The organism is Vibrio sp. 03_296 (genome assembly GCF_002265885.1).
Map to the genome: position 1 here is coordinate 102,341 of NZ_NPKW01000014.1, position 13,491 is coordinate 115,831.

The following is a 13,491-nucleotide window of genomic DNA, read 5'->3' on the forward strand; positions in this document are numbered from 1 at the left end:
CGATTGAACTTTTTTTAAATTTTATAGCCCCAGTATCGACTGGGGTTATTTTTAGGAAGAAAGATGAGCGGTAAAGCGCAGATATTCAAACAAACGGGTGTACGTTGGTTGTGGCTGGCACTGGTGGTGTTTTTAGCCGATATCGGTATTAAATTCATTGTGATGGAAAACATGGGGTATGGCTGGGCAAATCGCATAGAGGTTTTGCCTTTCTTTAATCTGCTCTATGTGCATAACTACGGTGCCGCATTTAGCTTTTTGAGCGATCAAGCTGGCTGGCAACGCTGGTTCTTCACGGGCATTGCTTTTGTGGTCACGGGGCTATTGACCTACTGGATGAGCAAGCTACCAGCGGCAGAAAAATGGAATAATGTCGCTTATGCCATGATCATTGGTGGTGCGATTGGCAACGTGTTTGATCGCATGGTGCATGGTTTTGTGGTGGATTACCTCGACTTTTACTGGGGTACTTACCATTGGCCTGCGTTCAACTTAGCCGACACGGCAATTTGTCTTGGCGCGGCGATGATCATTCTCGATGGCTTCCGGAAAAAGGAAGAAGAGAAGTAATCTTTGCGAGATCGTGAATAACCCTAAGCGTCGTCGGTTGATTCTGGCGACGCTTTTTAGTATACCCGTCATATTTGAAGCAGCAGCGTTGTTGATTGCGATAATTCCCCGGTACGCCAGTCGCCCTAATCACATAGCGCATTATGTTCATGGGGATGAATTATCTTGTCGCCTAGCCGCAACGCCCACTATTTAGGGTATACACCAAGAAAAACAATAATGACCTCAAGGAAGCAGTAACGTGAGTACAATCAATCATAATTCCGCAGTCACACTGCATTTTACGATAAAAATGAAAGACGGTTCTGTCGCAGACAGCACGCACAATATGGGCAAACCCGCGAAGTTTGTTATGGGCGATGGCAGTTTAAGTGAGAATTTTGAGCAGTGTTTGCTCGGCCTCACCGTCGGGGAAAACAAAGCGATTGAGCTAAAGGCGGCGGACGCTTTTGGCATGCCTAACCCAGACCATATTCACCATATGGACCGCACAAAATTTGTTGGCGAAGCGCAAGTGGAAGTCGGCACAATCATGGCGTTCAGTGGGCCCGATGGAATGGAGATCCCTGGTATCATTACTGAAATAGCCGGTGATTCAGTGACGGTGGATTTCAATCATCCACTGGCCGGTCAAGATGTGACTTTTGAAGTTGAAATTTTGTCAGTAGAATAGCCAGCGAAAAGAAAATTACCATGAGCAATGAAATGAAAATCTTGTTAGCGAACCCACGTGGATTCTGTGCAGGTGTCGACCGTGCCATCAGTATTGTTGAGCGTGCACTGGAACTGTATCAACCGCCTATCTACGTACGCCATGAAGTGGTGCATAACCGTTTTGTGGTGGAAGGCTTAAAGCAGCGTGGCGCGATCTTTGTCGAAGAGTTGCATGAAGTGCCAGACGACAATATCGTTATTTTCTCTGCTCATGGTGTCTCTCAAGCGGTGCGTCAGGAAGCCAAAGAGCGTGCGCTCACCGTGTTTGATGCAACGTGCCCACTGGTGACGAAAGTGCATATGGAAGTGGCGAGAGCCAGCCGTAAGCATATGGAAGTGGTGCTGATCGGCCATGCGGGCCACCCTGAGGTAGAAGGGACCATGGGGCAATATGCCAGCTTGCAGGGCGGTATGTACCTCGTCGAAAAACCGGAAGATGTACTTGGCTTGCAAGCCATTGTTAAAGATCCGAGCAATTTGCACTACGTGAGCCAAACGACCTTATCGGTGGATGAAACCGCGGATGTGATTGATGAGTTGCGTCGAGTTTTCCCTGAGATCCAAGGCCCACGCAAAGACGATATCTGCTATGCGACACAAAACCGCCAGGATGCCGTGCGTGAATTGGCGAAAGATGTCGATGTGGTAGTGGTGGTGGGTTCAAAGAACTCCTCAAACTCGACCCGACTAAAAGAGTTGGCGGAAAAATTAGGCACACCAGCCTACTTAACGGACTGCCCGCAAGACATCGAGCCACAATGGTTTGATGGCAAAGTAAAAGTGGGCGTAACGGCAGGGGCTTCTGCACCAGAAGAACTGGTCAATCAAATCCTAACCCGCATTAAAGAGTTGGGTGCTCAATCGGTTGAAGAAGTGCTAGGCCGTGAAGAGAACATGTTCTTTGAAGTGCCTAAAGAGCTGCAAATTAAGCAGATTGACTAACGAGTCATCCTTATTTGTATACCTAAGGTCAACAGACCCTAGTAATGGCGATCTCAGTATCGCCATTTTTAATGGCTGAGTCCCAGCATTTCTTTGAGCAATTTCAGGTAGCGGCGGCTGACAGGCACTTCAAATCCGGTTCTAGTGACGATTTCCGCTAACCCATTTTCCAGCAGTTTGATCTCGCTAATGGCTTTAATACTGATCAGGTATTGGCGGTGGCAGCGCACCAATGAGGTTTTTTCTTCCAGCACTTTTAACGTGAGCTGAGTGCTGGCGGTTTGGCTGGCTGAGCGCACATGCACACCACTGATGTCGCTGTAGGCACATTCGACGCTCTCTGTCGCCATGATCACAATGCGGTTGTGACCAATACAGGGAATTTGATCGAGGGTCTCTGGGGCTAAACTGGCGATGTGCTGGCTCAAGGCGGAATGACTGGCGGCTTTACTCAGGCGTTTAACCGTTTTGCGTAAGCGTTCTGGATCAACGGGCTTGAGTAGGTAATCAAACGCATTGTCTTCAAAAGCTTGGATAGCGTATTGGTCGTAAGCGGTGACGAAGACGACGTAAGGCATGGTGTCTGGATCCATCATCCCTAGCAGTTCAATGCCCGTAACTTGTGGCATCTGAATATCGAGAAACACCACATCCGGTTTTAACTCATTAATTTTCTTTAAGCCGACAATCGCGTTGGCGGCGTCGCCAATCACATCAATGTCACCTGTTTCGCTAAGCAGGTCTGTGAGCTCTTCGCGAGCAAAAGGTTCATCGTCGATTACCAGTGCGGTCAACATCCGTTTACTACCTTGTTGGCTAAATTGCAGTGTGATGGCTGCGGGGAATGATAAAGCTCATTTTAGTAAATTGATGCTCTTTCGCCTCGATTTTTAGTGCTGAGTCACGCCCAAAATGGTGTGTAAGCCGTTTATCGACAATTTCCATTCCCAGTCCCGAATGATTTTCTGCTGGGGGCTGATAGCTACCGGCATTATCTTCGACCACGATAAGATCACCTTGCTCACAAGGTTGGCTGTAAATGCGCACCCGTCCTCCCTCAAGCATATTTGAAATACCATGCTTAATGGCGTTTTCCACCAAAGGCTGCAAGGTAAAACTGGGCAGTTTGATATCAAACAGATCGGGCGTGATGTCAATTTCTATCTCTAGGCGGTCAGCAAAACGCGCTTTTTCAATGCTGAGGTAAGCATTCACATGCGCCAGCTCTTCTTTTAGAGTGACGGTATTGATGTTCTGTTTTAAGTTGCTGCGAAAGAAATGCGACAGGTTCTGAATCAGTTCGCGCGCTTTATCTGGGTCGCGGCGAATCACCGCGCTAATCGTGTTTAACGCGTTGAATAAAAAGTGTGGGTTTACTTGAGCATGCAGCAGCTTAATCTCAGATTGCGTCAGCAGAGTTTGTTGCTGCTGATAATCGCCATAGAGAATTTGGCTGGAAAGCAGTTGGGCAATACCTTCTGCCATCGACATATTAATGGTTGAAAACAACTTGCGCTTCGGTTCGTACAACTTAATGGTTCCTACCACCTCTTTACCTGCTCGCAGTGGAATGATCAGTGCCGAGCCTAATTTGCAGTCGGCCGCGAGAGAGCATTGATATGGACGCTCGCTACCATCGAGGTAAATAATGGCGTTTTGACTCATCGAATCAAGAGTGCTTTGCGATGAAATGGGCGTATTAGGCTTGTGGTGATCATCGCCGATGCCGACAAACGCGAGGATCTTCTCTTGATCGGTGATCGCAACCGCGCCGACATTGGTTTCTTCATAAATGATGCGGGCGATTTTTTCTGCGTTGGTGCTGTTAAAGCCTGTGTGCAAGATCCCGACAGAGCGATCCGCGATGGTCAATGCCCGACGTGAAAAGGTCGCTGAGTACTTTTCAAAGATGGTTTTTCTGTCTTGTAAAATGCTCATAAACAACGCTGCGCCCACCGAATTGGCAATGATCATCGGTGCAGCAATGGTCGAAACGAGGCTGTATGCTTGGTCAAAGGGCTTCGCGACCACCAGCAAAATGATCATTTGTATAATTTCGGCGACGAAGGTGATGCTAAAAACCACGGAGGGATTAAACAGCTGTGCGCCTTTGTTTCTCTTAATCAGATAGATATGCAGCAAGCCGCCGATTAAGCCTTCAGCCGTGGTTGAAATCGCACAGGCTAAATCGGTGAACCCTCCTAAGGTGTAGCGATGTAAGCCACCGGTTAATCCCACCGCAAAGCCCACAATCGGCCCGCCAAACAAGCCGCCCATGACAGCCCCAATCGCACGAGTATTGGCAATGGCGTCATTGATGTGTAAACCAAAGTAGGTGCCCAAGATACAGAAGGCGGAAAACAATAAGTAGCAAAGAACGCGGTGGCTCAAACGCGATGAAATGTTCAGCAGTGGTAAGATGATGGGGGTCTTGCTGAGCATATAGGCCAAAACAAGATAGACACACATCTGTTGTAGCAGTGAAATCACCAGTTCCATATTGCTCCTTCGTGGCTACTGTTTGTTGTCGGTGGCATCAGCGTTCGTGAGTCATGATTATTGACAACACCGAAAGTGAGAAAGCGTTAGTCTGCCTGAGTTTAGCGGATAAAAACAGAGCCTACACTTGGCAGGCTCTGTTGGGTTTAGCAAGCAAAGGTGGATTGATTAAGCGGTTTCAGTGACGCCTTGAGGTTTTTCCTCATCGGCAAGGTCCGTTTCGCCTTTGCCTTTTGATGTTTTAATCACGTAAGCGGTCACCGCTGTAGCGAAGAGTACGCCAGCGATAGTGGAGATTTGCATTGGCAAACCAAAGCCCAAAGCGCTGTTGTTGAGGATGAAGGTCACACAAACCGTTGTCATGAAGAAAGCGGGTACTGTCGTGATCCAATGTAGCTTGTTATGACGCAGTAGGTACGCTGATGCTGTCCACAACATCATGACTGCAGTGGTTTGGTTGGCAAAACCGAAGTAACGCCAAATGATGCCAAAATCGACTTGAGTCAGAATGCCACCCAGTACGAACAGTGGAACGGCCATTAATAGTCGGTTACGCAGGGTTTTCTGTTCCATGTTGAAGTATTCAGCAAGGATCAAACGGCTAGAGCGGAACGCTGTATCACCCGAAGTGATAGGAAGAATGACCACACCTAGGAAGGCTATCACACCGCCAAATACGCCAAGCAGACCAAATGATGCGCTGTAAACCACATTGCCAGGCCCACCGTTTTTCACTGCTTCTGCGAGTCCTTCAAGTGTGCCGAAGAACGAGAGTGCGATAGCACACCAGATCAGTGCGATAACACCTTCACCAATCATCGCGCCGTAGAAGACAAAGCGGCCGTTTTTCTCGTTTTCCATACAACGAGCCATCAATGGTGATTGCGTCGCGTGGAAGCCAGAGATCGCACCACAAGCAATCGTGATGAACAGAGCAGGCCATAGAGGCATATCATTCGGGTTTAAGTTAGTGAACATGTCGCTGACTTGGAAATCACCCATCACGGTGTGCTCAGAAGAGAACGCAATCGCCGTCATCAGACCAACAGACATGAAAATCAGCAACGCACCAAACAGTGGGTAGAAGCGACCGATGATTTTATCAACCGGTACGATGGTTGCGATGATGTAGTAAGCAAAAATCACCACAACCATGGTGGTCATGCTCACTGAGAAGCTGGTTTGGTCATTGATCAGATTGGTGATCATGCCAGCAGGCGCGGATACGAATACCACACCAACAAGCAGCAGCAAGACAATGGCAAAAATGTTCATAAAGTGTTTCGCGCCATTGCCAAGGTAGCGACCAGTGATAGTCGGCACTGAAGCACCACCGTTACGCACAGAAAGCATGCCAGAGAAGTAATCGTGTACTGCACCTGCGAAGATACAGCCGACAACAATCCAAAGCATCGCCGCTGGGCCGTATAGGGCACCCATGATTGGACCAAAGATAGGGCCAACGCCAGCAATATTCAGTAGTTGTACTAAGTAGACTTTTTTGGTCGACATTGGCACATAGTCAACGCCGTCGGTTTTTGTATGGGCAGGGGTACGGCGATTTTCATTGATACCAAATACTTTCTCAACGAAAGCACCGTAGATGAAGTATCCGCCAATCAGGGCTGCGACACAGGTAAGAAACCACATCATAGCAATTTGTCCTTGGATAATTAATTAAGCTCAGGATGGATAGTAAAGCGTGGTTTGGCGAGATGCATTCGGTGTTGAAGTCAGTGGTCGAATATCGAGTTGAGTGGTCGATGGGCCAATTAAGTGGTTTTAACGTTTGCTCAACGGTCAGAACAAAACTATTTTTTGTGCACGAGCGGCATATTCGCTGTTTTGATGATAATGTATTTGCACAAACAATCAGTTAAGGAAATGGAATGAAAACAAGTGCGCTAGGATTGGCCGTGCTTCTATTGGCGGGCTGTGTCGCTTCAACAGAGCAACTTGCTCAGCAAGGCGATTGGCAGCAAATTGGTTATCAAGATGGCATTGCTGGACACACTCAGCGCAGCTATAAAGCGTTGGCGGAGTTAGGTGAAGTTAACAAAAGTGACTACGAACAAGGTTATCTGGAAGGAGTAGCGGAATATTGTAACCCCGATTTTGCCTATCAGATGGGCCTCTCTGGTCAATACTATGAAGGTGTTTGTGAAGGGACAGAGCAAGCACAAAAATTCCGCATGGAATGGCAGCGTGGTTGGAATGAATACCAAAACTAATTAATGCAACGAATGAGGCAACGGATATGCAAACCGAAACAATCGCACTATGGCTTGCGGGTATAGGGGTCATAGGACTTGCCTGTCAGTGGTTCGCTTGGCGGTTAAAATTGCCTGCGATTCTATTTTTATTGGTGGCGGGCTTATTGGTTGGACCCGCGAGTGGTTGGCTTCAGCCAGAGATTCTTTTGGGCGATTTGCTTTTTCCTATGGTGTCATTAGCGGTCGCTGTGATTCTGTTTGAAGGCAGCTTAACGCTGAACTTTCGAGAAATACGCGGTGTCAGTAACACCGTTTGGAGTATCGTTACGCTCGGCGCAGTGGTTTCATGGGGATTAACCAGTACCGCTACTCATTATCTACTGGGGTTTGATTGGCCGCTTGCGTTGTTGTTTGGTAGCTTGACCGTAGTAACCGGACCAACGGTGATTGTGCCGCTGCTGCGTACCGTTAGACCATCGACGCGTCTTTCCAACATCTTACGCTGGGAGGGAATCTTGATCGATCCGCTCGGTGCTCTGTTTGTGGTGATGGTGTATGAGTTCATTGTCTCCAGCAGTGAAACGCACAGTTTGGTGGTATTGGCGTGGATTCTGGCCATTGGCCTCGGGTTAGGCGTTTTGTTTGGTCAGTTTCTCGCGGTGGTGCTGCGACGTGGCTGGTTGCCTGAATACCTGCAACCGTTTGCCGTTTTAAGCTTAGTGCTGGGCGTGTTTGCGCTCTCGAATCATCTGGAACATGAATCAGGCCTATTAACGGTCACCGTGATGGGGATGTGGTTAGCTAACTCCAAAGGGGTGGATATCAAGCATATTCTTCACTTTAAAGAGCATCTCACCATTCTCTTTATCACTGGCTTATTCATTTTGCTGGCGGCGCGTATCCAGCCGGAAGACTTTTACACACTCGGCATCAGTGCCTTGGTCTTATTCGCGTTTATTCAGTTTGTCTCTCGTCCGGTCTCTATCTATCTTGCGACGCTGCGCAGCTCGCTTAATGGTAAAGAAAAGGCCTTTTTGGCTTGGGTTGCGCCACGTGGCATTGTCGCCGCGTCCATTTCGTCGTTATTTGCGATCAAGTTAGAGTCACTCGGCATGTCTGAAGCTGCGTTGTTAGTGCCACTTACCTTTATGGTGATTATTGGCACTGTGGTGCTGCAAAGTGCAACGGCTCGCCCAATGGCGGTGGCACTAGGGGTGTCAGAACCCGCTCCAAAAGGTTTCTTGATCATCGGGGCGAACGATGTCGCGCGTACATTAGCGCAGGCAATCAACAAGTACGATTGCCGCGTAGTGTTAACGGATTCGAACTGGGATTACATTCGTCAAGCGCGTATGGCTGGGCTGGATAACTATTTTGGCAACCCGGTATCAAGCCACGCGGATGAGTATCTTAACTTAATTGGCATCGGGCATGTGGTGGCGCTGAGCCCTGATCGCTACTTCAACATTATGGCGTGCATGCACTTTCTCAACGACTTCAGTGATAAGCGGATTTTCTGTTTATACGATAAGTCCAATGGCAATGGTTCGGGTGACAAACATTCGGTGTCTGATGGTTACAAGGGGCTGCCATTCTTAGATGAAGCGATCAGTTATAAAAAGTTAGCCAGTCTGATCAACCAAGGGGCGGAAGTGCGTCACACCAAGATCAGTGAAAACTACACGTACGCAGATTATCGTGAGACTCACGCGAATAATTACGTGTTGCCGCTGTTTGTGGTGGACACCAATGGGCGTGTGCAAATTTGCCACAACAGTGCGAATTTCTCGCCAAAAGAAGGCGAGACGATTGTCTCTTTGATTAAGGTGCAAGCCGCCTAATTTTACGCGGTGACAGGTATCGATTCGTCACCGCGTGTTATCTAGGCTTTGGGATAGAGCACACCGAGACTCGCCAAGCGGCTCGCGCCAGTCACTTCGGGTAAATTACTCGGTAAGCGGTGCAGGTGGCGATAGGCTAACCAAGCAAACGCCATGGCTTCCATGTAGTCACCACTGATCCCTTTTGCATCGGTCGTTGAAACCTGCCAGTGAGGCAGTTGCTGCTGCAATCGTTGCATCAGCAGAGGGTTGCGAGCCCCGCCACCACAAATCAGTAACTGTGGTGTAGGACCATAGCGAAAGCGCTCAACTTCTTTACTAATGGTTAAGGCGGTGTACTCACACAAGGTGCGCTGTACATCTTCGCTTCGATAGTTCTGCCCCTGTAGTTTTGCTGCCAGCCATTCCATGTTGAAAAGCTCGCGCCCAGTGCTCTTTGGAGCGTCTTGATGTAAATAAGGCTCTTGCAACAGCATATTCAGTAATGCCTCGTTCACCTCTCCTTGGAGAGCAAACTGCGCGTCTTTGTCGTAGTTCTGTTGTGTGTGTGTTTCACACCAAGCATCCATCAACATATTCCCAGGTCCTGTGTCGTAACCAAGAACGGGGCGAGTTGGGTGGAGCACGGAGATATTGGCAATCCCGCCGATGTTCAACACCACGGTCGTGGAATCTTGCAGCGCGAACACATTTTGGTGAAAGGCCGGAACCAAAGGAGCGCCTTGACCACCCAATGCCATGTCTTTGCGACGAAAATCTGCCACGGTGTCAATGTTGGTGCGGGCGGCAATAATGTTGGCGTCGCCCAATTGGGTGGTAAAAGGAAACGCGCCATTTGGTTGATGAAATACCGTCTGGCCATGATTACCGATAGCGCGAATCTGGCTCGCATCGACGCTTGTTTGGTTGAGTAAATCCATCACGGCATCGGCAAAGAGATGACCGAGGCGGTGATCAAGTTCGCCGATCTGCTTTAAGTTGGTGTTTTGACCGGTGCAAACGGAGAGCAGTTGCTGGCGCAAGTCTGCTGGCATCGGGTAGCCACTGTGGGCAATTAAGCGGACTTGCTCTTGGTCGAACTCCACGAGGGCACAATCTACCCCATCCATACTCGTGCCGGACATGACACCGATATACAACTCTTTTGTGCTCACACTCATTTCCATTGTGTTTTGATCATGCAAACCATTGTAATGCAAATTCATTCGGAATAACCTCGATGAGTTTGAGATATTCCGTCGATTTTGGAGAGAAAAATGGGGCCACTTTGGGTTGATGTCGCAGGTTATGAACTGAATGCAGAAGACAAAGAAATTTTACAGCATCCATCCGTTGGCGGATTGATCTTATTTACCCGCAACTATCACGATAGTGAACAGCTGTTGGCGCTCACATCGGCCATTCGTCAAGTGGTCAAGCGTCCTTTTCTGATTGGTGTCGACCAAGAGGGAGGGCGAGTGCAGCGTTTCCGTGAGGGTTTTTCTCCGATTCCCGCCGCGGCAGAGTATGCCAAACAGGCCAATGGGGAAGCAATGGCACAAATGGGCGGTTGGCTGATGGCGGCCGAACTGATTGCCCATGATATCGACCTGAGTTTTGCGCCCGTGTTAGACCAAGGCTTTGGATGTAAAGCGATTGGTAACCGAGCGTTTGGTGAAGACTCGCAGACTATTTTGCGCCATAGCAGCGCCTACATGCAGGGCATGAAAGCGGTGGGGATGGCAACCACGGGCAAACACTTCCCTGGTCATGGCGGCGTAGTAGCCGATTCGCATCTTGAAACCCCGTTTGACCAACGAAGCGATATTGTTGAGCAGGATATGGCGATCTTCAAAGCGCAAATTGATGCAGGAATCTTAGACGCCATGATGCCTGCGCATGTGATTTACCCGCATTACGACCCTCAACCAGCGAGTGGTTCAGAATATTGGTTAAAACAGGTGTTACGCCAGCAATTAGGCTTCAAGGGCTTAATTTTTTCTGATGATCTCACCATGGAAGGGGCCGCCGTGATGGGAGGCCCTGCAGATAGGGCTTTACAAGCATTGAATGCGGGCTGTGACATGCTTTTGATGTGCAATAAACGTGATGCTCAAGTGGCCGCCTTGGATGCACTGCCTATCGTCGAGGTTCCTTTGGCATTATCTTTGTTGAAGAAACGCAGCTTCAGCCTCTCTGAACTGAAATTGGCGCCGCAATGGAAAGAAGCAAGAGAAAACATGCTACGTATAGTGGGCCACTAAAACTTAAGAAAAGACGAACTTGAAAACCAAAGCGAGATGCTTTGGTTTTTTATTGCGTGTAATTAATATTTTACACTTGATGTTTTTTATTGTTTACGGTTGATTTTTAATTCAACCCTGTTAAGTTGTTTTCAAACAGACTTCGACTCTCAGGGATATGAGGGTGTAAAAAATAATATACAGGTTAAATGCCATGCAGAAAAGTGAACTAAGCAATATCAATATCAGCGATGAACAAGTTCTGATTACGCCAGAAAAGCTAAAACAGAAACTGCCACTGAGCGACAACGCCCGCCGCTTCATTCAAGAATCGCGTAATACCGTTGCCAATATTATTCATAAGCAAGATCATCGTCTGCTGGTGGTTTGTGGCCCTTGTTCTATTCACGATCTGGACGCAGCAAAGGATTACGCGCGCCGGTTAAAAGCGCTCTCTGCCGAGTTAAGCGATCAGCTGTATATTGTGATGCGTGTTTACTTTGAAAAACCTCGTACTACTGTGGGCTGGAAAGGGCTCATCAACGACCCTCATCTGGACGGTAGCTTCGATATTGAGCATGGTCTGCATGTGGGCCGTCAATTGCTGGTAGAACTGGCTGAAATGGAGATCCCTCTGGCGACAGAAGCGCTCGACCCAATTAGCCCGCAGTACTTGGCTGATACATTCAGTTGGGCTGCGATTGGTGCGCGCACGACAGAATCACAAACTCACCGTGAAATGGCCAGTGGTTTGTCTATGCCGATTGGTTTTAAAAATGGCACTGATGGCAGCTTGTCAACGGCGATCAACGCAATGCAAGCGGCCTCTTCAAGCCACCGTTTTATGGGGATCAACCGTGAAGGCCAAGTGGCATTGCTGACGACTCAAGGTAACCCAAATGGTCACGTGATTCTGCGTGGTGGTAAGCAGACCAACTACGATTCTGTGTCGGTGGCGGAGTGTGAGCAAGACATGGCCAAAGTGGGTTTGGATGCGTCATTGATGGTGGATTGTAGCCATGCCAATTCACGCAAAGATTACCGTCGTCAGCCTTTAGTCGCCGAAGATGTGATTCATCAAATTCGTGAAGGCAACAAATCGATCATTGGTTTGATGATTGAAAGCCACATTAATGAAGGTAACCAATCCTCAGATTTACCGCTTTCTGAGATGCAGTACGGTGTTTCTATTACCGACGCCTGTATCAATTGGCAGGCAACTGAGGCACTATTGCGTAAAGCACACAAAGAGTTAGTGCCGCATTTAGAAAACCGTCTCAAATAAGGATAGAGCAAGGTAAATCATGGCAGTTGAACTGAACGCATTGCGTGAACAGATTGATGCAGTAGACAAACAGATGTTGGAGCTATTGGCTCAGCGCTTGGCATTGGTAGAGCAAGTTGGCCATGTGAAAAGCCAACATGGCTTACCCATTTATGCACCCGATAGAGAAGCGGCGATGTTGGCCTCTCGTCGTGCAGAAGCAGAAAAAATCGGTGTGCCACCACAGCTTATTGAAGATATTTTGCGACGTACCATGCGAGAATCTTATGCCAGTGAAAAAGACTCCGGTTTTAAATGTTTGAACCCTGAGTTGCGCTCTGTGGTAATTATTGGCGGCCATGGTCAATTAGGTGGCCTGTTTGCTCGCATGTTTACCCTCTCGGGTTACCAAGTCAGAATCTTAGGCAGTAAAGATTGGCACCGCGCTGATGAGATATTGGATGGGGCAGGATTGGTGGTGGTTACCGTGCCGATTCATTTAACCCAAGGGGTGATTGAAAAGTTGACCCAACTGCCATCGGATTGCATCTTGTGTGACCTTACTTCGATCAAATCGAAGCCGCTGAAAACCATGCTCGATGTGCACTCGGGGCCGGTTGTTGGTTTGCACCCTATGTTTGGTCCCGATGTGCCGAGTTTAGCCAAGCAAGTGATTGTCTACTGTGATGGTCGAGGCGCTGAGCAATATCAGTGGTTACTGCAGCAGTTTAAAATTTGGGGTGCAAGCTTGTGCCAAATTGAGGCCAGCGAACATGACCACGGCATGACGTTAATTCAAGCGCTAAGGCACTTTACCTCCTTTGCGTACGGCATGCATTTGAGTCAGGAAAATCCAAGTCTGGATAAACTGCTGAAACTGAGTTCGCCCATTTATCGTCTTGAGTTAGCGATGGTGGGTCGTCTGTTTGCCCAAGATCCAAATTTGTATGGTGACATTATTCTTTCGTCGCAAGAGAACATCGACATGATCAAGCGTTTCCATCGCCGCTTTGGCGAGGCGCTAGAGATGTTAGATCAGCACGATAAAACGCGTTTTGTTGAACGTTTTACTCAAGTGAGTGACTGGTTTGGTGGTTACTCGCAGCAGTTTATGGCGGAAAGCCAAAATTTGCTCAAACAAGCGAATGACAACTTGCATCGCGATTAACCTTTAAGCGTATTAGCAATAGAAAGAGCAGCCTGATGCTGCTCTTTCTATTTTCGGC

General features: G+C 48.3%; 12 protein-coding genes. 8 read left to right on the plus strand and 4 right to left on the minus strand.

Going from position 1 to position 13,491, the window contains the following annotated elements; translation table 11 throughout:
- The first annotated feature begins 63 nt into the window (after window positions 1-63).
- The 3 genes from lspA to ispH all read left to right on the plus strand — a co-directional run bounded on the left by lspA (window position 64) and on the right by ispH (window position 2,226).
- Window positions 64-570, plus strand: a complete 507-nt coding sequence (gene lspA, locus CIK04_RS01375) for a signal peptidase II (protein ID WP_017419699.1) — start codon at window positions 64-66, stop codon at window positions 568-570.
- A 241-nt stretch (window positions 571-811) separates the two neighbouring features.
- Window positions 812-1,243, plus strand: a complete 432-nt coding sequence (fkpB, locus tag CIK04_RS01380; RefSeq protein ID WP_017419698.1) for an FKBP-type peptidyl-prolyl cis-trans isomerase — start codon at window positions 812-814, stop codon at window positions 1,241-1,243.
- A 20-nt stretch (window positions 1,244-1,263) separates the two neighbouring features.
- Window positions 1,264-2,226, plus strand: coding sequence for a 4-hydroxy-3-methylbut-2-enyl diphosphate reductase (gene ispH / locus CIK04_RS01385; RefSeq protein WP_017419697.1), 963 nt, complete (start codon window positions 1,264-1,266; stop codon window positions 2,224-2,226).
- 68 nt (window positions 2,227-2,294) lie between these two features.
- Here the strand turns inward: ispH and btsR are convergent, their stop codons facing one another.
- The 3 genes from btsR to CIK04_RS01400 all read right to left on the minus strand — a co-directional run bounded on the left by btsR (window position 2,295) and on the right by CIK04_RS01400 (window position 6,378).
- Window positions 2,295-3,023, minus strand: coding sequence for a two-component system response regulator BtsR (gene btsR, locus CIK04_RS01390; protein WP_017419696.1), 729 nt, complete (start codon window positions 3,021-3,023; stop codon window positions 2,295-2,297).
- Window positions 3,024-3,042: 19 nt separating this feature from the next.
- Window positions 3,043-4,725 (minus strand): sensor histidine kinase, encoded by a 1,683-nt coding sequence (locus CIK04_RS01395; protein ID WP_017419695.1) that lies wholly within the window; start codon window positions 4,723-4,725, stop codon window positions 3,043-3,045.
- Window positions 4,726-4,893: 168 nt separating this feature from the next.
- The gene (locus CIK04_RS01400) at window positions 4,894-6,378 is read right to left on the minus strand and encodes a carbon starvation protein A (protein ID WP_017419694.1); all 1,485 of its coding nucleotides are present in this window, start codon (window positions 6,376-6,378) and stop codon (window positions 4,894-4,896) included.
- A 236-nt stretch (window positions 6,379-6,614) separates the two neighbouring features.
- On the opposite strand from CIK04_RS01400, the gene CIK04_RS01410 reads away from it, so the two are divergent.
- Together CIK04_RS01410 and CIK04_RS01415 are read left to right on the plus strand one after the other, a co-directional pair.
- Complete coding sequence (locus CIK04_RS01410) at window positions 6,615-6,956, plus strand: DUF2799 domain-containing protein (protein WP_080526059.1); 342 nt, start codon at window positions 6,615-6,617, stop codon at window positions 6,954-6,956.
- 26 nt (window positions 6,957-6,982) lie between these two features.
- Entirely contained in the window at window positions 6,983-8,779 is a 1,797-nt protein-coding gene (locus tag CIK04_RS01415; protein WP_045595647.1) for a sodium:proton antiporter, read from the plus strand.
- 41 nt (window positions 8,780-8,820) lie between these two features.
- Here the strand turns inward: CIK04_RS01415 and CIK04_RS01420 are convergent, their stop codons facing one another.
- Window positions 8,821-9,984, minus strand: a complete 1,164-nt coding sequence (locus CIK04_RS01420) for an anhydro-N-acetylmuramic acid kinase (RefSeq protein ID WP_176463265.1) — start codon at window positions 9,982-9,984, stop codon at window positions 8,821-8,823.
- A gap of 51 nt (window positions 9,985-10,035) precedes the next feature.
- Here CIK04_RS01420 and nagZ point away from each other — a divergent pair, with 51 nt between their 5' ends.
- From nagZ to tyrA, 3 genes are all read left to right on the plus strand, one after another.
- Window positions 10,036-11,022, plus strand: coding sequence for a beta-N-acetylhexosaminidase (gene nagZ / locus CIK04_RS01425; protein ID WP_039450223.1), 987 nt, complete (start codon window positions 10,036-10,038; stop codon window positions 11,020-11,022).
- 193 nt (window positions 11,023-11,215) lie between these two features.
- Window positions 11,216-12,286 (plus strand): 3-deoxy-7-phosphoheptulonate synthase, encoded by a 1,071-nt coding sequence (locus CIK04_RS01430; RefSeq protein ID WP_097352448.1) that lies wholly within the window; start codon window positions 11,216-11,218, stop codon window positions 12,284-12,286.
- Between the two features lie 19 nt (window positions 12,287-12,305).
- Window positions 12,306-13,433, plus strand: a complete 1,128-nt coding sequence (gene tyrA, locus CIK04_RS01435; RefSeq protein WP_097352449.1) for a bifunctional chorismate mutase/prephenate dehydrogenase — start codon at window positions 12,306-12,308, stop codon at window positions 13,431-13,433.
- Window positions 13,434-13,491 lie beyond the last annotated feature (58 nt).